This is a genomic window from Streptomyces sp. ATexAB-D23, assembly GCF_000373645.1.
In the GTDB taxonomy this organism is placed as follows: Bacteria; Actinomycetota; Actinomycetes; order Streptomycetales; family Streptomycetaceae; genus Streptomyces; species Streptomyces castrisilvae.
This window is the reverse complement of sequence record NZ_KB892001.1, coordinates 525,186-545,233: the sequence shown is the minus strand read 5'-3', so window position 1 is coordinate 545,233 and position 20,048 is coordinate 525,186. Positions and strand designations below refer to the sequence as shown.

The window sequence follows — 20,048 nt, the reverse complement described above, 5'->3', positions numbered from 1 at the left end:
AGACACCCCAGGGACGACATGACCCAGCACCTCGCTGCCCCCTCCACCGGCACGTCCGACGAAGCCCCGGGCCACCCCACCGGCTGGTGGCAGGACGCGGTGATCTACCAGGTCTATCCGCGCAGCTTCGCCGACGGCAACGGCGACGGCATGGGCGACCTCGCAGGCGTCACCGCCCGGCTCCCGTACCTCAAGGATCTCGGCGTGGACGCGGTCTGGCTCAGCCCGTTCTACGCCTCCCCGCAGGCCGACGCGGGCTACGACGTCTCCGACTACCGGGCCATCGACCCGATGTTCGGCACCCTGCTGGACGCCGACGCGCTGATCCGCGACGCCCACGACCTGGGCCTGCGGATCATCGTCGACCTGGTGCCCAACCACTCCTCCGACCAGCACGAGTGGTTCAAGCGCGCGCTCGCCGAGGGCCCCGGCTCCGCCCTGCGCGACCGCTACCACTTCCGCCCCGGCAAGGGCGCCGACGGCGAACTCCCGCCCAACGACTGGGAGTCCATCTTCGGCGGCCCCGCCTGGACCCGGACCACCGACCCGGACGGCACCCCCGGCGAGTGGTACCTCCACCTCTTCGCGCCCGAGCAGCCCGACTTCAACTGGGAGCACCCGGCCGTCGCCGACGAGTTCCGCTCGATCCTGCGCTTCTGGCTCGACATGGGCGTCGACGGCTTCCGCGTCGACGTCGCGCACGGCCTCGTCAAGGCCGAGGGGCTGCCCGACCTCGGCACCCACGACCAGCTCAAGCTGCTCGGAAACGATGTCATGCCGTTCTTCGACCAGGACGGGGTGCACGAGATCTACCGCAGCTGGCGCACCATCCTGGACGAGTATCCCGACACGATGGGGTCCGGAGCGCCTTCGTCGGACGGGCGGGGCCGGGCGGCCGGCGGGCGCATCGCGGTCGCCGAGGCGTGGACGCCGACCGTCGAGCGCACCGCCAACTACGTGCGCCCCGACGAGATGCACCAGGCGTTCAACTTCCAGTACCTGGCCACCGCCTGGGACGCCGCCGCGCTCCGTGAGGTCATCGACGTCTCGCTCGACGCCATGCGGCCGGTCGGCGCCCCCACCACCTGGGTGCTCTCCAACCACGACGTCACCCGGCACGCCACCCGCTTCGCCAATCCGGCGGGGCTCGGCACCCAGATCCGTACCGCCGGCGACCGCGAGCTGGGCCTGCGCCGGGCCCGCGCCGCCACCCTGCTGATGCTGGCGCTGCCCGGCTCCGCCTACGTCTACCAGGGCGAGGAACTCGGCCTGCCCGACGTCACCGACCTGCCCGACGAGGCCCGGCAGGACCCGTCGTTCTTCCGCGCCGAGGGCCAGGACGGCTTCCGCGACGGCTGCCGCGTCCCGATCCCGTGGACCCGCGAGGGCTCCTCGTACGGCTTCGGCGCGGGCGGCAGCTGGCTTCCGCAGCCCGCGGGCTGGGGCGAGCTGAGTGTCGAGGCGCAGACCGGCACGGCCGGCTCCACCCTGGAGCTGTACCGGGCCGCGATCGCCGCCCGCCGGGCCCACACCGGCCTCGGGGCCGGCGCCGACGTGCGGTGGCTGGACGCCCCCGAGGGGCTGCTGTCCTTCGCCCGCCCCGGCTTCGTCTGCACCGTCAACACGACCGGTCAGCCGGTCCGTATCCCCGTCCAGGGCACCGTGCTGCTCTCCAGCACCCCGGTCGAGGCCGATGGCGACACGGTCGAGATCCCCGCGGACACCACGGTGTGGTGGACGGTGTGACGACCGTCCCCCTGCCACGGGGCCCCGGCGCGGGCGGCGCGCTCAGGCTGTCGGACATCGCGGGCCAGGCATCCGTCAGCGAGGCGACCGTCAGCCGGGTCCTCAACGGCAAGCCGGGCGTCGCGGACACCACGCGTCAGCGGGTGCTCGCGGCGCTCGACATCCTCGGATACGAGCGCCCCGTACGGCTGCGGCAGCGCAGCGCCGGGCTGATCGGGCTGGTGACCCCCGAGCTCACCAACCCGATCTTCCCGGCGTTCGCCCAGTCCGTGGAACAGGTGCTCGCCGGCCACGGCTACACGCCGGTCCTCTGCACCCAGCTGCCCGGCGGCGCCACCGAGGACGAACTCGTCGAGCAGCTCGTCGAACGCGGCGTCGGCGGCATCGTCTTCCTCTCCGGACTGCACGCCGACACCTCCGCCGACCCGGCGCGCTACGCCGCGCTGACCGAGCGCGGAGTGCCGTTCGTCCTGATCAACGGCTACAACGAGCGGATCAGCGCCCCGTTCGTCTCGCCCGACGACACCGCCGCCGTGCGGATGGCCGTGAGCCATCTCGCCGAACTCGGCCACCGCCGGGTCGGCCTCGCCATCGGACCGCAGCGCTACGTCCCCTCCCGCCGCAAGCGGGACGGCTTCGTGGACGCCGCGGTCTCCGTGCTGGGCCTGGACCGCGAGGAGGCCGAACTCCTGGTCTGCTCCACGCTGTTCAGCGTCGAGGGCGGCCAGGTCGCGGCCGGCGCCCTGCTCGACCAGGGGTGCACCGGCATCGTCTGCGGCAGCGACCTGATGGCGCTGGGCGTGGTCCGCGCCGCCCGGGACCGCGGTCTGGACGTACCGCGCGACGTCTCCGTGGTGGGCTTCGACGACTCCCAGCTCATCGCCTTCACCGACCCGCCGCTGACCACGGTGCGCCAGCCCGTCCAGGCGATGGCGGCGGCCGCGGTGGGCGCCCTGCTGGAGGAGATCGGCGGCAGCCCCGTCCAGCGCACGGAGTACGTGTTCCAGCCGGAGCTGGTCGTACGGGGCTCCACGGCGGCGCTGCGGAGCGCGTGAGGCAGCCGGGGCGCGTGAAGGGCCGGCCGGAGGGGGCCGGCCCCGCACCCGGGGCGGTCCGCCTCAGTCCTGCCCGTCGCCCTCCTTGAAGAGGCGCACCGTGCCGAGGATCTCGCGGATCGTGGCGTCGGACACCTCGTCGGGCACGCCGTGGGCGCCGATGTAGGTCCAGGACACGAACTCGCCCTTCGCGTTCTTGAAGGCGAACGTCACCGCCTTGCCGTCGGTGTCGCACTTCCCCTTCTTCGGCGTCCCGGACGAGGTGACGGTCACGAGGCTGCCCTCGACGCCGCTCTCCGTCCGGAACGTCTCGGGCTCACCGATCGTGAGGCGGGAGCGGTCGGGCTGGGTGTAGAGGCCGTAGACCCAGGTCCTGGCGGTGTCCTCGGCGGCCGCGGCGGCGCTCTTGGAGCCCTGCTCCCCGGTGGTGCCCGTCGAGGCGAGCGCGTAGTCGTCCGCGGTGCCGTCCTTGTCGTCGTCGGACGTGCACCACTTCTCCTTGAGTACCGCCGGCGCCATCATCCCGACCAGCGGCTTCTCCTCGGGGTCGTCGTTCTCGGCGACGTAGCTCACCCAGTCCGCGGACTTCCGGGCCCAGGAGGCGGGCACGTCGAAGGTGATGCCGCGCTTGGCGTTGGTCACCGTCTTCCAGCCGGCGACGAGGGGACCCGAGCCGCCCTCGGCCGTGGACCGGGCCGTGCCCTGGGGGCTCGGGGAGCCCGTCGGGGCCGGCTGCGGGCCCGCCTCGTCGTTCCCGTCGTCGCTGAGGACCCGGAAACCGATCACCCCGCAGGCCACGACGACGGCCAGGGAAGCGGCCACGACGGCGGCCGTGACCAGGCTGCGGGGGCGGCGGGGCGGTTCGGGAACGGCCATGCCGACCGTGGGGGCGGCGTGCCGGTCGGGGTCTTCGCGGCCGGGCTGTACGGGATCCGAACTGTGCTGCCCGCCTTGCGGGTTCGGCCGGCCGGGGGGCGACTGCTGTCCTTGCCACATGGGGGACGAGCCTAGAGTGCGCCGCTCGGGCCGGACGGCTCAGGGGTGGGCCGGGAACGGTCGCAGGAGAGGCACCGGAGGTCGGCCCGGACGGGCCGGCGGGGAGGTGACCGCCGGTGCCTCTCTTGTCTGTGACCGGCCCGGCCGGCCGGGCGCGTGGGGCCCGGGGTAAGCGGGACCCCCGGCCGACCGGACCGGAGTCGGGAGAAACTTAACAGCGCTGCAATGTCTTGCGTAAGTCCTTGCAGGAAGAAATCTGCGGTATTTCGCGGATGTGAGCAGCGGGTGTCCAAAGGGTTGACCGGGACCTGGCAGGCTCGTACCGTCTCCCCGCGGCAAGGTTTGCATTCTTGCAGCAAGAACATTCAGGAGCCTTGAGGGCAGGGCGCGTTGCCGTATGAGGCTGCACCGTCACCCGCATTTCCCCCACCGCAGGAGGAAACATGGCCAGCAGACCCTTGTCTGCCGCGCTCGCTCTGATCGCAGGAGCCGCTGCCCTCGTGGTCCCCGCCACGACGGCCGAGGCTTCCGCCCCGGGCGGTAAGGACGTCACCGCCGTCCTGTTCGAGTGGAAGTTCGACTCCGTCGCCAAGGCGTGCACCGACACGCTCGGTCCGGCCGGGTACGGCTTCGTTCAGGTCTCACCGCCGCAGGAGCACATCCAGGGCGGCGAGTGGTGGACCTCCTACCAGCCGGTCAGCTACAAGATCGCCGGACGGCTCGGCGACCGGAACTCCTTCGCCAACATGGTGAACACCTGTCACGGCGCGGGCGTCAAGGTCGTGGCCGACTCGGTCATCAACCACATGTCGTCGGGCTCCGGCACCGGCACCGGCGGCTCCTCGTACACGAAGTACAACTACCCCGGGCTGTACTCCTCGTACGACATGGACGACTGCACCTCGGAGATCAACAACTACGGGGACCGGTTCAACGTCCAGCACTGCGAGCTCGTCGGCCTGGCCGATCTGGACACGGGTGAGGACTACGTCCGGGGCAAGATCGCCGGCTACCTCAACGACCTGCTCTCGCTCGGCGTGGACGGCTTCCGCATCGACGCGGCCAAGCACATGCCCGCCGAGGACCTCGCCGACATCAAGTCCCGGCTGACCAACTCCGGCGTCTACTGGAAGCAGGAGGCGATCTACGGCGCGGGCGAGGCCGTGTCGCCCGACGAGTACGCCGGCACCGGTGACGTCCAGGAGTTCCGCTACGCCCGCAGCCTCAAGCAGGTCCTCAACAACGAGAGCCTCGCCAACCTGAAGAACTTCGGCGAGGGCTGGGGCTTCATGTCCTCCTCGAAGGCCGCGGTCTTCGTCGACAACCACGACACCGAGCGCAACGGCGAGACGCTGAACTACAAGGACGGCGCCAACTACACGCTCGCCAGTGTCTTCATGCTGGCCTGGCCCTACGGCTCGCCCGACGTCCACTCCGGTTACGAGTGGTCCGACAAGGACGCGGGCCCGCCCAACGGCGGCACGGTGAACGCCTGCTACAGCGACGGCTGGAAGTGCCAGCACGCCTGGCGCGAGATCTCCTCCATGGTCGGCTTCCGCAACACCGCGAGCGGCGAGTCCGTCAGCAACTGGTGGGACAACGGCGGCAACCAGATCGCCTTCGGTCGCGGCTCCAAGGCGTACGTCGCGATCAACCACGAGGGCTCCTCGCTGACCCGTACGTTCCAGACCTCGCTGCCCGCCGGCGACTACTGCGACGTCCAGTCCGGCAACGGCGTCACGGTCAACGGCTCCGGCCAGTTCACCGCCACCCTGGGCGCCAACACCGCGCTGGCCCTGCACACCGGAGCCCGCACCTGCGGCGGCGGCTCGACCGACCCGACCGACCCGACGGACCCGACCGACCCGACCGACCCCGGTACGGGCACCTCCGGCGCCTCCTTCGGCGTCAACGCCACCACGCAGCTCGGCCAGAACATCTTCGTCACCGGCAACCAGTCCGCCCTCGGCAACTGGAACACCGACAGCGCGCTGAAGCTCGACCCGGCCTCGTACCCCGTCTGGAAGCTCGACGTCAGCCTGCCCGCCGGGACCTCGTTCGAGTACAAGTACATCCGCAAGGACGCGAGCGGCAACGTCACCTGGGAGAGCGGTGCCAACCGCGCGGCCACGGTGCCCTCCTCCGGCAAGGTCACGCTGACCTCGGACGTCTGGCGCGGCTGATCCTCCCGCCCCCCACCCGCCGGTCGGGCCGTCCCCCCCGCGGCCCGACCGGCCCCGCACACCCCCGTACCCCTTCGAGGAGAGTCCGAGTGAAACGTCCGTCCCCGCGCGTGCCCGCGCGAAGAACGGTGCCCGCCGTCGTCGCGGCCGCCCTGTGCGCGGCCCTGGTGCCCGCACTGCCCGCCGCCGCGGCCCGGCCGCCCGCCGCGCCCTCGGACGCCGAGCTGGCCGCCCAGGCCACCCGGCACGACCTGACCCGCGAGCAGTTCTACTTCGTCATGCCCGACCGGTTCGCCAACGGGGACACCCGCAACGACCGCGGCGGGCTGACCGGCTCCCGGCTGGAGACCGGGTACGACCCCACCGACAAGGGGTTCTACCAGGGCGGCGACCTCAAGGGGCTCACGAACAGGCTCGACTACATCAAGGGGCTCGGCACCACCGCCATCTGGCTCGCGCCGATCTTCAAGAACCGGCCCGTCCAGGGCACGGGCGAGGACGCGTCGGCCGGCTACCACGGCTACTGGATCACCGACTTCACCCAGGTCGACCCGCACTTCGGCACCAACGCCGACCTGACGAAGCTGATCGACAAGGCCCACCGCAAGGGCATGAAGGTCTTCTTCGACGTCATCACCAACCACACCGCCGACACCGTCGACTACGCCGAGAAGACCTACGGCTACAGGTCCAAGGGCGCCTACCCCTACCTCGACCGCGACGGCCGCCCCTTCGACGACAGCGCGGGCATGGCGCGGGTGGACGCCGACTCGTTCCCGTACAAGCCGGTGACCAGCGGCGGCAAGACGCCGTCCTGGCTCAACGACCCGACGATGTACCACAACCGCGGTGACTCCACCTATGCCGGCGAGTCCACCACGTACGGCGACTTCTCCGGCCTGGACGACCTGTGGACCGAGCGGCCCGAGGTCGTGTCCGGCATGGAGAAGATCTACGAGAAGTGGGTCCGTGACTTCGACATCGACGGTTTCCGGATCGACACCGTCAAACACGTCGACATGGACTTCTGGACCCAGTGGGCGACCGCGCTCGACGCGTACGCGGCCAAGCACGGGCGCAAGGACTTCTTCATGTTCGGCGAGGTCTACTCCTCCGACACCGCCGTCACCTCGCCCTACGTCACCCAGGGCCGGCTGGACGCCACGCTCGACTTCCCCTTCCAGGAGGCGGCCCGCCAGTACGCCTCGCAGGGCGCCCCGGCATCGAAGCTCGCCGCCGTCTTCGCCGACGACTACCGCTACACCACCGACAAGGCCAACGCCTACGAGCAGGTGACCTTCCTCGGCAACCACGACATGGGCCGCATCGGGACCTTCCTGGAGCAGGACAACCCGAAGGCCGGTGACGCGGAGCTGGTGAAGCGCGCCCGACTCGCCAACGAGCTGATGTTCCTCAGCCGGGGCAACCCCGTCGTCTACTACGGCGACGAGCAGGGCTTCACGGGTGCCGGCGGTGACAAGGACGCCCGCCAGACGATGTTCGCCTCGAAGACCGCCGACTACCTCGACGACGACCAGCTGGGCACCGACCGGACGCACGCCTCCGACGCGTACGACACCGAGCACCCGCTCTACCGCAACATCGCCGCCCTCTCCGAGCTGACCGCGAAGAACCCCGCGCTGCGCGACGGCGTACAGACCGAGCGGTACGCCGAGGGCTCCGTCTACGCCTTCTCCCGTACGGACCCGAAGCACAGCAACGAGTACGTCGTCGCCACCAACAACGGCGACAGGGCGAAGACCGTCGAGCTGTCCACCGAGTCCGCGCGGATGGACTTCCGCACCCTGTACGGCGGCTCCGGCACCGTCCGCAGCGGCGCCGACAAGAAGATCGAGGTCACCGTCCCGGCCCTGTCGAGCATCGTGCTCCGCGCCGCGAAGCCCCTGGGCACCCCCGACGCGAAGCCCAAGGTCTCCCTGAAGGCACCGGCCGCCGGCGCCACCGGCACCGTCGAGCTGACCGCCGACGTCTCCGGCGGCTCCCTCAACCGGGTCGTCTTCGCCGCCCGGACAGGCAACGGCAAGTGGACCACCCTGGGCACCGCCGACCACGCCCCGTACAAGGTCACCCAGACCCTGAGCGACGACACGGCCGCCGGAACGCCCCTGCGCTACAAGGCCGTCGTGGTCGACCGCACCGGACGCACCGCGAGCGCCCTCGCCTCCTCCACCGCCGGGCAGGCCCCCGCACCCGCCAAGCCCGTCGCCGTCGAACGCGACTACGCGGTCGTCCACTACCAGCGCCCCGACGGCGACTACGACGGCTGGCAGCTCAAGTCCGGCGACGCCACCGCGGACTTCACCGGGCGGGACGCCTACGGCGCGTTCGCCTGGGTCAAGGTGCCCGAGGACGCCGCCTCCGTCCCGTACACCGTCGAGAAGTCCGGCACCGCCGACGGGCCCGAGCGCGCCGTCGACCTCGCCAGGACCGGCCAGGTCTGGATCGGGCAGGGCAAGGACGGCCAGGCCGAAACCGCCCCCGACGGCGCCTACCCCGACCAGGACACCGGCAAGGCCGTCCTGCACTACTACCGGGCCGACGGCGACTACGACGGCTGGGGGCTGCACACCTGGACCGGCGCGAAGGAGCCCACCGACTGGGCCAAGCCGCTCCAGCCGGTGAAGCAGGACGCCTCCGGGCTCACCTTCGAGGTCCCGCTCACCGAGGGCGCCACCTCGCTCAGCTACATCCTGCACCGGGGCGACGAGAAGGACCTGCCCAGCGACCAGGCACTCGACATCGCGAGCCACGGCCACGAGGTCTGGCTGCTCGGCGGCACGGCCGGCTACCTGCTCCCGCAGGCCGGCGGAGTCCCCGCACCCGACCTCACCAAGGCCGAGGCGCAGTGGATCGACGCGGACACCGTCGTCTGGAAGGTGAAGGCCACCGAGGCCACCAGCCAGCAGCTCGTCTACGCGAAGAAGGGCGGCATCTCCGTCGTGGACGGGGCGCTGAGCGACGAGGGCCAGTGGCTGCGGCTCACCCCGTCCGCGCTGAGCGACGCCCAGAAGGCGAAGTACCCGCACCTCAAGGACTACCCCGCCTTCACCGTGGACGCCCGTGACCGGGACAGGGTCCGCGAGGCCCTGCGCGGCCAGCTGATCGCCACCCAGCGCGCCGCCAACGGCGCCCTCCTCGCCGCCACCGGGGTGCAGAGCGCCGGAGTGCTCGACGACCTCTACGGGGCGAAGGCGAAGAACGCCTCGCTCGGCCCGGTCTTCCGCGACGGCACCCCGACGCTCTCCGTCTGGGCGCCCACCGCCCGTACCGTCTCGCTCGAACTCGACGGAAAGACCGTCGCCATGCGGCGCGACGACCGCACCGGCGTCTGGTCCGTCACCGGGAGGAAGAACTGGACGGGCAAGCCCTACCGGTACGTCGTGGACGTCTGGGCGCCCACCGTCCGGAAGCTCGTCACCAACAAGGTCACCGACCCCTACTCCACCGCCCTGACCACCGACTCGGCCCGCAGCCTCGTCGTGGACCTGGAGGACCGGAAGCTCGCCCCCAAGGGCTGGGACACGCTGCGCAAGCCAGCCGCCGCGCCGCTGCGCGACGCGCAGATCCAGGAACTCCAGATCCGTGACTTCTCCATCGCGGACCCCACCTCCCAGCACCCCGGCGAATACCTCGCCTTCACCGACACCCGCTCCGACGGAATGAAGCACCTGAGGCAGCTCGCCGACGCCGGCACCGGCTACCTCCACCTGCTGCCCGCCTTCGACATCGGCACCATCCCCGAGAGGAAGAAGGACCAGGCCGAGCCGGCCTGCGACCTGTCCGTCTACGCCCCCGACTCCGCCGAGCAGCAGGCCTGCGTGGCGAAGGCCGCCGCCAAGGACGCCTTCAACTGGGGCTACGACCCGCTGCACTACACCGTCCCCGAGGGCAGCTACGCCTCCGACCCGGACGGCACCAGGCGCACCGTCGAGTTCCGGCAGATGGTGCAGGGGATCAACGGCGCCGGGCTGCGGACCGTCATGGACGTCGTCTACAACCACACCGTCGCCTCCGGCCAGGACGACAAGTCCGTGCTCGACCGGATCGTGCCCGGCTACTACCAGCGGCTCCTGGAGGACGGCACCGTCGCCACCTCCACCTGCTGCGCCAACACCGCGCCCGAGAACACCATGATGGGCAAGCTCGTCGTGGACTCCGTGGTCACCTGGGCCAAGGAGTACAAGGTCGACGGCTTCCGCTTCGACCTGATGGGCCACCACCCCAAGGCCAACATCCTGGCCGTCCGCAAGGCGCTCGACGCACTGACCCCCGCCAGGGACGGCGTCGACGGAAAGAAGATCATCCTGTACGGGGAGGGCTGGAACTTCGGTGAGATCGCCGACGACGCCCGCTTCGTCCAGGCCACCCAGAAGAACATGGCCGGCACCGGCATCGCCACCTTCTCCGACCGGGCCCGCGACGCCGTGCGCGGCGGCTCCCCGTTCGACGAGGACCCCGGCGTGCAGGGCTTCGCCACCGGCCTCTACACCGACCCCAACACCTCCACCGCCAACGGCACGAAGGCCGAGCAGAAGGCCCGCCTGCTGCACTACCAGGACCTGATCAAGGTCGGCCTCACCGGCAACCTCGCCGACTACACCTTCACCGACACCTCCGGGGCCACCGTCAAGGGCTCGGGCGTCGACTACAACGGGGCCCCGGCCGGCTACGCCGCGGTCCCCGGCGACGCCCTGGCCTACGCCGACGCCCATGACAACGAGACCCTGTACGACGCGCTCGCCTTCAAGCTCCCGGCGGGCACGACGGCGGCGGACCGGGCCCGCACGCAGGTCCTGGCCATGGCGACCGCCACCCTCTCGCAGGGTCCCGCGCTCTCCCAGGCGGGCACCGACCTGCTGCGCTCCAAGTCGCTGGACCGCAACTCCTTCGACAGCGGCGACTGGTTCAACGCCCTGCACTGGGACTGCCGCGCCGGCAACGGCTTCGGCCGCGGACTGCCGGTCGCCGCGGACAACGAGGACAAGTGGCCGTACGCCGGGCCGCTGCTCACCAACGCGAGGATCACCCCCGGCTGCGCGCAGATCAACGGAGCCTCGGCCGCCTACCGCGACCTGCTCACCATCCGCACCACGGAGAAGGACTTCGGCCTGACCTCCACCGCACAGGTGCAGTCCCGGCTCTCCTTCCCGCTCTCCGGCAAGGACGAGACCCCGGGCGTGATCACCATGCGGCTCGGCAAGCTCGTCGTCGTCCTCAACGCCGCCCCCGGCACCACCACCCAGAAGGTCGCCGCACTCGCCGGCAAGAACTACGCCCTGCACCCCGTCCAGGCAAAGGGCGCGGATTCTACCGTCAAGCGGTCGGCATATGAGAGGAGTTCGGGCAGCTTCACCGTTCCGGGACGCACCGTCGCGGTGTTCACCCTGCGCTGACCGTCTCAGGACTACCGTATGGGCAGCCGCCCGGGGGTGTCGCTCCACCGCCCCTCCCGGACAGGCCTCCACTCCACCCGGCCGGCCCCGGCTCCCCGCATCCGCGCGGGGGCCGGGGCCGGCCGCTCCACCTGTGCAGCGACGGTGACGATGGTCAGCAACATCCCCGAGGAGACCACCAGCTTTGTCGGACGGGAGGCGGAGCTGGCCGGGCTCGAAGACGCCCTCGCCACCGGCCGGCTGACCACGCTCACCGGAACCGGCGGCGTCGGGAAGACCCGGCTCGCCCTGCGCGCCGCCCGCCGCGCCGAACCGGGCTTCCGCGACGGCGTGTGGTGGGCGGACCTCTCCCCGCTGCACGACGACGAACTGCTCCTGGCCACCGTCTCCGACGCGGTCGGCCTCAGCGACCACACCCTGCGCATGCCCATCGACGTGCTGTGCGAATGGCTCGCCGACAAGGAGCTCCTGCTCGTCCTGGACTCCTGCGAACACCTCCGCCACGCCTGCGCCCACCTCCTCGGCGAGATCCTCACCACCTCACCCGGCCTCACCGTCCTCGCCACCAGCCGCCGGCCCCTGGACCTGCGGGGCGAGCAGCTGATCGAGGTGGAGCCGCTGCCCGTCGACGGCACCGCCGACGCGCTCACCCTCTTCCGGGAACGGGCCTCGGCCGCCGCCCCCGCAACCCCCCTCGACGACCCCGGCACCGCCGCGGCCGCCGCCGCGATCTGCCGCCGCCTCGAAGGCATCCCGCTCGCCATCGAACTCGCCGCCGCGGGCGCCGGCCGGCAGACAGTCCAGGAGATCGCCGACCGGCTCGGCTCCCGCCTCGACGTCTTCGCCCACACCAGGCTCCGTCCCGTGCGCCACCGCACCTTGCGCACCACCATCGGCTGGTCCCACGAACTGTGCACCCCGCTCGAACGGCTCCTGTGGGCCCGGCTGACCGTGCTGCGCGGCGACTTCGACGCGGACACCGCCGCCGTCGTCTGCGCCGGCGGCCCGCTCACCGCCCACAAAGTCCGTACGGCGCTGCGCGGCCTCGTCGCCCAGTCCGTCGTCGCCCGCGACGGGGACCGCCACCGCATGCTCGACACGCTGCGCGAGTACGGCCGGATGTGGCTCGCCGAACTCGGTGAGGAGCGCGCCGCCGCCGACCGCCACGCCGCCTGCTTCCTGCGCCTCGCCCGCAACGCCCACGCCGGCTGGACCGGCGACGACCAGATCCTCTGGTACCACCGCATCGCCGACGCGCACGCCGACCTGTGCGCCGCCCTCGACCATCTCCTCGCCCACGACCCCGCCGCCGCCCAGGAGATGGCCGGGCGCATCGGCTTCTTCTGGTGCTGCTGCGGCCACCTGCCCCAGACCCGCTCCTACGCCCAGCGCGCCCTGGACACCGGACCGGCCGGCGGCCCGCACCGCACCCGTGCCCTGTGGGTGCTCGGCATCTGCGTCCTGCTCCAGGGCGACTACCCGGCCGCCGAGCGCATCGGCGCGGAGTGCGTCCGCGCGGCCGCCGCCGACGACACCGACGAGGGCGTACTCGCCGCCGCCTATCTGCGCGGCCTCACCCACCTGATGACCGGCGAGCCCGAGAGGGGACTGCGCGTGTCGGAGCGGGTCCTGCGCACCGCCGGGAGCGCCACCCCGCTGGAATCGGCCTATCGGCTGCGCTGCCACCTGATCACCGTCTTCGCCCTCACCGGACTCGGCCGGCTGGACGAGGCGGCCGAGGCGGCCGTCGTCCTGCGCGCCGCCTGCGAGGCCCAGGACGAGTGCTGGACCCGCAGCTACGTCGACTACCAACTCGCCCTGATCGCCCTGCTCCAGGGCCGCGCCGCACCGGCCGCCGCGCACGCCCGCGCCATGCTCACCGGAAAGCACCGGCTCCGCGACCGTTTCGGGATCGCGCTCGGCCTGGACATCCTGGCCGCCGCCATCGCCGCCCAGGGCGAGGGAGCCAGGGCCGCCCGGGTCTATGGCACCGGACAGGTCTACTGGCGGATGGTGGGCCACCCGCAGCGCGGCACCCCGGAACTGGGGCCGCTGCGCGAGGCCTGCGAACGGCGGGCCCGGGAGGCCGTCGGCGACGCCGCCTACTGGCGCGCCTTCGAACAGGGCCGCTCCGACAGCGCGGAGGCGGGCCTGGCCCTCGCCCTGCACGGCGAACTGCTCATGTAGCGCCCGCCCCGGGGCCGCTGCCCCTGTCCCTGTCCCTGCCCCTGCCCACATAGTGAATCGCTGTTGTGCCGGCCCACGGGGCAGGGGAAGGCTGGGCGGCGTCCCTCTGCCGCCGCCTCGCCCCGGGAGCCCGCCATGCCGCAGATCACCGTCGACTACTCGGCCGAACTCGCCGACGCCTTCGACCGCCCCGCCTTCGCCCTCGCGCTGCACCCGCTGATCGCCGAAACCGTCAACACCAGGACCGCCGCCTGCAAGACCCGCTTCCGGCGGACCGAGGAGACGGTGGTGGCGGACGCCCCGGACGGGGACGCGCTCGTGCACGTCGACATCTCGCTGCTGCCCGGCCGCACACCGGAGATCAAGGCCAGGCTCACCGAATCGGTCCTGGAGCTGCTGGCCGGCCACCTCCGCACCGCCCGGGGAACGGCCCTGCACCTCTCGGTCGAGGCCCGTGACCTGGACCCCTCCTACCGCAAGCTCTGACCCGCTACGGCAACCGCTGCGGGGGCACGGCGGGGGCAACGGGGCCCAGTGCGGAGAGCCGCGTCAATAGGTCCGCGAACGGCCCGTCCGCCGGCTCCCGCGCCAGCACCCGCAGCACGATGGCCGCCATCTCCTCGTCGTACGCGGCGCTCACGGCAGCCAGCGCCGCGAAGTCGTGCACCAGTTGCAGTTCCAGTTCGGCCCTCGGCACGCGCCGCCCGTCCAGCCAGAGCAGCGCCGTCGACTCGGCGAGCGAGACCCAGGAGCGTACGACCAACTCCAGCCGGGCCGGGGGCTCGTCGACGTCCAGGTGGGCCAGGATCTGGGCGCAGGCCGCCTGGCGCACCCCGTCGATCATCGCGTTCGCCGTGGAGGAGCCCACGGCCGGGCCACCCCGCATCAGCGCGGCGAACCCGGGCCCGTGCTCGTCCACGAAGTCGAAGAACCGGCCCATCACCCGCAGCAGCCGCGCGCCCAGGGGCCCTTCGCGCGGCTCCACGAACCGGCCCGCCAGCTCGTCGGCCGCCCGCCGCAACGCCGCCTCGTACAGGCTCTGCTTGCCGGGGAAGTAGTGGTAGACCAGCGGCCGGGAGATCCCGGCGGCCGCGGCGATCTCGTCGATCGACACCTCGTCCGGCGACCGGCGGCTGAACAACTCCAGCGCGACACCGATCAGCTGCTGCCTGCGCTCGTCGACGCCCATCCTGCGCCGCATCCCGGTGGTCATGCCCCCAGCGTACCGACCGGTGGGTGAGGCCGGGTTACAGGTCCAGCACCAGCCTGCCGCCCCGGCACCTGGAGACGCAGATCAGCATGGAACCCTCCCGCTCCCGGTCGGTCAGCAGCTCGTCGCGGTGCTCCACCTCGCCCTCCAGGACGCGCTGTTGGCACGTTCCGCAGAAACCCTGTTCGCAGGAGTACGAGACGTGCGGCAGTTCGGCGCGCACGGCGGCCAGCACCGACTGGTCCGCCGCGACCGGGACGGTGCGGCCCGAGCGGCGCAGCTCCACGTCGAACGGGGCCGAACCGGCCGGGTCCGTGGCCGCCGCCGAGAACCGTTCCAGGCGCAGCACGCAGCCGGGCGGGAGGGCTGCGGCGACCGCGTCCATCAAGGGCTGCGGCCCGCAGCAGTGGACCTCCGTGCCCTCGGGTGCCTCCGCGAGGGCGGCGGCGATGTCCGGGTGGCCCGCCTCGTCCTGCGGGACGACCGTGACCCGGCCGCCGTCGGCGCCCAGCTTCTCGATCTCCTCCAGGAACGGCATCGTGGCCCGGCTGCGGCCCCCGTACAGCAGCCGCCAGTCGGCGCCCCCGGCGGCGAGCAGGCGCGCCATCGGCAGGATCGGGGTGATGCCGATGCCGCCGGCGATCAGGACATGGGCGGGGGCGTCGGAGAGCGGGAAGCGGTTGCGCGGGCCGTGCACCTCGACCTCCATGCCCTCGTGGAGCGCGGTGTGCACCTCGCGGGAGCCGCCCCGGCCGTCCTCGACCAGCCGGGCCGCCACGGTGTAGCCGCCGGTGTCGGCCGGGTCGCCGCACAGTGAGTACTGCCGGACCAGGCCGGAGGGCAGCACCAGGTCCAGATGGGCCCCGGGTTCCCAGGCGGGCAGGTCGGGTCCCTCCAGGCGGAGTCGGACGACCCCGTCGGCCGGACTCGTCCGCTCGGCGATCAGCAGTCGCCGCCCGGTGGTGGAACGGCGCTCGGACCGGCCGGATATGGGCTCCTCCAGCGCGGGCAGCGGCCACAGCGGGGACTTCCGGATGCGCCGGCGCAATGCCCGCCGGGCGAGCAGTGCGGCTCCGGTCGCCACGGCGACCGTACGCAGGCGGGGCAGGGGCAGGGGATGCCGCATGGTCAGAGGGCCTTCGGAGTACGGGCCTCGGCCGCGACGGCCGCGGGCGAGCGGGTGAGGTAGTCGACGGCCTGCGCCGTGCTGCCCTCCTGCGAGGGGTGGTAGGAACGGCTCAGATAGCGCGGGATCGACCGCAGCATGGACGGGGTGCTGGGCAGGGTGCCGCGCCGGCCGCTGCGGTAGAACTGCCCGAAGGACGCCTTGCCGTCCAGCAGGGCGGGGTCGTTCTCCATGAAGAAGCGGGCGCCGCGCTGCCAGAGGAAGAGCAGCGCGGAGAAGGCCGTCGCCCAGGTCCGCACCCGCCGCCGGTAGCCGCCGTCGACGTGCATGAACACGTCGAAGGCGACGGAGCGGTGCTCCACCTCCTCGGCGCCGTGCCAGCGCAGCAGGTCCAGCATGGTGGGGTCGGCGCCGCGCCGGTCCAGCTCGTCGGCGTTGAGTATCCAGTCGCCGAGGAAGGCGGTGTAGTGCTCGATCGCCGCTATCGTCGCCACCCGCTCCAGCAGCCACCACTCGCGTGCCCGGCCCGGAGGCAGGGTCCGGTCGCCGAGGAGCTTCTCGAAGAGCCAGTCCACCTGCGCGGTGTACGGGGTCGGGTCGAGGCCCTGCTCCTTGAGGTGCGGCAGGACGTCGTCATGGGCCTGGGAGTGCATCGCCTCCTGGCCGATGAAGCCGATGACGTCCTGCCGCAGCTCCTCGTCGTGGATGTACGGGAGCACTTGGCGGTAGACGTGGATGAACCAGCGTTCCCCGGCCGGGAGCAGGAGGTGGAGCACATTGATGGTGTGCGTGGTGAACGGGTCGCCCGGCACCCAGTGCAGGGGGGTCCGGTCCCAGGCGAAGCTGACCCGGCGGGCCTTGAGGGTGGTTCGCTCCGACGCGACCGCCGCTGGCTGCGTGTTAGACATATTGTCAATGTAGTGAGGGGCAAGCCGGGGGGACAGGGGCGTGCGGTGAATTCCTGAGCCCGTTCCCGCCCTGTGCGGCGGCGTCAGGCGAACTGCGCCAGCGGGCCGTCGAGTGGTGCGTCCGTCATCCGGTTGGCGAGCGTCGACAGGGTGTAGGCGCCGATGCCGAGGACCACCTCCAGTGCGTTGCGCGGGGTGTAGCCGTGGGACAGGAACGCCTCCATCGCCTCGTCGCCGACGGCCCCGTTCGTCGCGGCGGCGGCCAGGATGAACTGCCGCAGCGCTTCCAGCCGTTCGTCGGGGAGCGGGGTGGCCTCGCGAAGCGCGGCGAGCAGGGCGGGCTCGGTGTCCATGGAGGTGAGGATCGCGGTGTGGACGGCGATGCAGACGTGGCAGCCGTTCCGGGTGGCCATCGTCATGCTCAGGACCTCGCGGGAGAGCCGGTCCAAAGTGGTGGCCTCGAAGAGGGCGTTGATCTTCAGGAAGCCGTTCAGCAGTTCGGGGGAGTTGGCCATCCGGGCGGCCGCGGCCGGCAGGAAGCCCTGTTTCTGCGCGATGGCCGCCAGGGCGGGGCGGGCGGCGGCGGGAGCGGAGGCATGGGTGTGGTCGGGGAAGGCGGTCGCGGACATGGGTGACCTCTCGCGGTAAAATCGACAACGTGATTGACGAAAACGTAAACCAGGTTGTCGAGTTCCGCAATGGCTGACCGCGCGCGGAGGCGCTCCGACGAGGCGGGTGCGGGCTTCGAGCTGCCCCTGTTGCTGTTCGCCGGGTTCCGGTCGGTCATCGACGGGCTCCACCGGGAGCTGGCCGAGGAGGGCCACCTCGACCTGCGGCCCGCGTACGGCTACGCCCTTCAGGCGGTGGGTGTCGACGGGGCGACCGCCAGTGAGATCGGCCGCCGCCTCGGCGTCTCCAAACAGGCCGCAGGGAAGACCGTGGACCGGCTCGAAGCCCTCGGTTACGTGGAACGCGCCGACGATCCGGCCGACGGACGCCGCAAGCTGGTCCTGCTGACCGCGCGGGGGACCGACGTCCTGGTCCGGTCCGCCGAGGGCTTCGACCGGCTGCGGGCCGAGTGGGTCCGGAAGCTGGGGGCCGAGCGGGTCCGCGCCCTGGAGGACGACCTGCGCGCGATGGCCCCCGACGGCGCCTTCCGGCTCGATGTGGCGTCCTGGTTCAACGGCTGAGGGTGGTCCCGGCGGCTTGGACTTTACTGACGAGAGATAGGACGTATGAGGCCCACACTCTTTCCGCGGGCCCTTTCTTACGGCAGCATGCACGCGTCGTCACCCGAGAGATCCGACCACTCGTGGTCGTGAAGGAGAGGGAACCATGGCACGACGCACCCATGTGCTCAGCGCGCTCGCGCTGGCGGCCGCCGCCGCGCTCATCCCCGTGACCGCCACCGCGCAGCAGCCGGCGCCCGCGCCCTCCGCGCCCGCCGGTACGTGCCGCGGGCCCGTGAAACCCGCCTCGCAGATGACCGTCGAGGCATGCGACAGCCCCGCCCGGATCATCGAGAAGGCGGCGAACATCGTCCCCACCACCGGGCAACTGGCCTGGCAGCAGCGGGAGATCACCGCCTTCACGCACTTCGGGATGAACACCTTCACCGGCCGCGAATGGGGCTCGGGCACGGAGGACGAGAAGCTCTTCGCGCCCGGCAGCATCGACGCGGACCAGTGGATGCGCGCCTACAAGGCCGCCGGCGCCGAGCAGGTCATGCTCACCGTCAAGCACCACGACGGCTTCGTGCTCTACCCCAGCCGCTACACCGACCACTCCGTCGCCCTCAGCCCCGGCAGCCCCGACGTCGTCGCCGCCTACGTCAAGGCCGCCCGCAAGGCCGGGCTGAAGGTCGGCCTCTACCTCTCCCCGTCCGACGGAGCCGAACTCCCGCACGCCTGGCACGCCGACTGGGTCGAGCAGATCCGCGCCAAGCAGGCCGAGGGCAAGACGCTGAGCCTGCCCGAGCGGATGGCCCTGGAGGACGGCAACCGCGCCCCGGCCGGCCAGGGGCGCTTCGGCAACGGCAGCGCCGTCACCGAGCGCACCATCCCCACCCTCGTCCCCGGCGACGACCGCGCCGCCCGCGTCAAGAGCGGCGAGCTGCCCAGCTTCACGGTCCGCGCCGACGACTACGACGCGTACTACCTCAACCAGCTGTACGAGATCTTCACCCAGTACGGGCCCGTCGAGGAGCTGTGGCTCGACGGCGCCAACCCCTGGTCGGACTCCGGCATCACCCAGAACTACGACGTCGAGCAGTGGTTCGACATGGTCGCGGCCCTCTCGCCGAACACCGTCGTCTTCCAGGGTCCGCAGGGCGTGCGCTGGGTCGGCAACGAGAACGGGACCGCCCGCGAGACCGAGTGGAGCGTGACCCCGCACACCACCGACCCGTGGACCGGACTCGGCAGCCTGCCCAACGACTCCACCGACACCGACATAGGCTCCCGCGCCAGGCTCCTCGGACCGGACGTCAACCACCTCCAGTGGTACCCGGCCGAGGCAGACGTCTCCAACCGGCCCGGCTGGTTCTACCACGAGGACGAACAGCCCAAGACCGCCGCGCAGCTGATGGACCTGTACGAGAAGAGCGTGGGCCGCAACGCCTCGCTCCTGCTCAACGTGCCGCCCGCGCCCGACGGCCGGATCGCCGACGCGGACCTGGCGTCACTGTCCGCCTTCGGCGCCGGTCTGCGCCGGATCTACGGCACCGACGTACGCGAGCAGGGCCCGGGGCCTCACACCTTCGACCGCGTCGCCGTCCGCGAGGACATCCGGCACGGCCAGCGGGTGGAGAGGTTCGCCGTGGAGGCCGAGGTCGACGGGGTCTGGCAGCGGATCGCCGAGGGCACCACCATCGGCCACGAACGCATCCTGCCGCTCCCCGAGGCCGTCACCGCGTCGGCGGTCCGCGTCAAGGTGCTGGAGTCCCGGGCGAAGCCGCACCTGGGCGCCACGACCCTGCACCTGACCGGCACGCCCGCGAAGTCCTAGGGCCGGTCTTCGCACTGCCGTCGTCGCCCGGCAGACGGCGGCCTGAGGACAGGTCCTAAGGGCTGTCCCGCAATTCCTGGCGGGCGCACGACGTCAGCTACGGCACCTCGCCGCGTTGTCGAAACGCCCGAATACATCCAGTATGCGGGCGCCTCTCCGCCTTGCGATGCACCGCATCTGACGCCGCGCGCTGATCCGCCAGGAATTGCGGGACAGC

The 20,048-nt window shown here is 71.8% G+C and carries 13 protein-coding genes; 8 read left to right on the top strand and 5 right to left on the bottom strand.

Features of this window, described 5'->3' with window-relative positions; translation table 11 throughout:
• The first annotated feature begins 18 nt into the window (after positions 1-18).
• Positions 19-1,746, top strand: coding sequence for a glycoside hydrolase family 13 protein (locus B082_RS0102355; RefSeq protein WP_018550214.1), 1,728 nt, complete (start codon positions 19-21; stop codon positions 1,744-1,746).
• The gene (locus B082_RS0102350) at positions 1,731-2,801 is read left to right on the top strand and encodes a LacI family DNA-binding transcriptional regulator (protein WP_018550213.1); all 1,071 of its coding nucleotides are present in this window, start codon (positions 1,731-1,733) and stop codon (positions 2,799-2,801) included. The genes B082_RS0102355 and B082_RS0102350 overlap by 16 nt, the downstream gene beginning before the upstream one ends.
• 63 nt (positions 2,802-2,864) lie before the next feature.
• On the opposite strand, the gene B082_RS0102345 is transcribed toward B082_RS0102350, so the two are convergent.
• Positions 2,865-3,677 carry a hypothetical protein gene (locus tag B082_RS0102345; RefSeq protein ID WP_018550212.1) on the bottom strand — a complete coding sequence of 271 codons (813 nt, stop codon included), beginning with the start codon at positions 3,675-3,677 and terminating at the stop codon, positions 2,865-2,867.
• Between the two features lie 563 nt (positions 3,678-4,240).
• Between B082_RS0102345 and B082_RS0102340 the strand changes: the two genes are divergently transcribed.
• The 4 genes from B082_RS0102340 to B082_RS0102325 all read left to right on the top strand — a co-directional run bounded on the left by B082_RS0102340 (position 4,241) and on the right by B082_RS0102325 (position 14,067).
• Positions 4,241-5,980, top strand: coding sequence for a carbohydrate-binding module family 20 domain-containing protein (locus B082_RS0102340; protein WP_026249346.1), 1,740 nt, complete (start codon positions 4,241-4,243; stop codon positions 5,978-5,980).
• Between the two features lie 89 nt (positions 5,981-6,069).
• Positions 6,070-11,394 (top strand): pullulanase-type alpha-1,6-glucosidase, encoded by a 5,325-nt coding sequence (gene pulA / locus B082_RS0102335; protein WP_026249345.1) that lies wholly within the window; start codon positions 6,070-6,072, stop codon positions 11,392-11,394.
• Between the two features lie 150 nt (positions 11,395-11,544).
• On the top strand, positions 11,545-13,581 hold the full coding sequence (locus B082_RS0102330; RefSeq protein ID WP_018550209.1) for an ATP-binding protein: 2,037 nt from the start codon (positions 11,545-11,547) through the stop codon (positions 13,579-13,581).
• A 135-nt stretch (positions 13,582-13,716) separates the two neighbouring features.
• A complete protein-coding gene (locus tag B082_RS0102325; RefSeq protein WP_018550208.1) occupies positions 13,717-14,067 on the top strand; it encodes a 5-carboxymethyl-2-hydroxymuconate Delta-isomerase in 351 nt (116 codons plus the stop codon).
• 4 nt (positions 14,068-14,071) lie between these two features.
• Here B082_RS0102325 and B082_RS0102320 read toward each other — a convergent pair whose 3' ends face one another.
• From B082_RS0102320 to B082_RS0102305, 4 genes are all read right to left on the bottom strand, one after another.
• Entirely contained in the window at positions 14,072-14,794 is a 723-nt protein-coding gene (locus B082_RS0102320; protein WP_026249344.1) for a TetR/AcrR family transcriptional regulator, read from the bottom strand.
• Positions 14,795-14,828: 34 nt separating this feature from the next.
• Positions 14,829-15,917 carry a PDR/VanB family oxidoreductase gene (locus B082_RS0102315; RefSeq protein ID WP_018550206.1) on the bottom strand — a complete coding sequence of 363 codons (1,089 nt, stop codon included), beginning with the start codon at positions 15,915-15,917 and terminating at the stop codon, positions 14,829-14,831.
• A 2-nt stretch (positions 15,918-15,919) separates the two neighbouring features.
• Positions 15,920-16,825 (bottom strand): metal-dependent hydrolase, encoded by a 906-nt coding sequence (locus B082_RS0102310; RefSeq protein ID WP_018550205.1) that lies wholly within the window; start codon positions 16,823-16,825, stop codon positions 15,920-15,922.
• 83 nt (positions 16,826-16,908) lie between these two features.
• Positions 16,909-17,454 carry a carboxymuconolactone decarboxylase family protein gene (locus B082_RS0102305; protein ID WP_018550204.1) on the bottom strand — a complete coding sequence of 182 codons (546 nt, stop codon included), beginning with the start codon at positions 17,452-17,454 and terminating at the stop codon, positions 16,909-16,911.
• A gap of 69 nt (positions 17,455-17,523) precedes the next feature.
• Between B082_RS0102305 and B082_RS0102300 the strand changes: the two genes are divergently transcribed.
• Together B082_RS0102300 and B082_RS0102295 are read left to right on the top strand one after the other, a co-directional pair.
• Positions 17,524-18,015 (top strand): MarR family winged helix-turn-helix transcriptional regulator, encoded by a 492-nt coding sequence (locus tag B082_RS0102300; protein WP_018550203.1) that lies wholly within the window; start codon positions 17,524-17,526, stop codon positions 18,013-18,015.
• Between the two features lie 145 nt (positions 18,016-18,160).
• Positions 18,161-19,831 carry an alpha-L-fucosidase gene (locus B082_RS0102295; protein WP_018550202.1) on the top strand — a complete coding sequence of 557 codons (1,671 nt, stop codon included), beginning with the start codon at positions 18,161-18,163 and terminating at the stop codon, positions 19,829-19,831.
• The last annotated feature ends 217 nt before the right edge of the window (positions 19,832-20,048 follow it).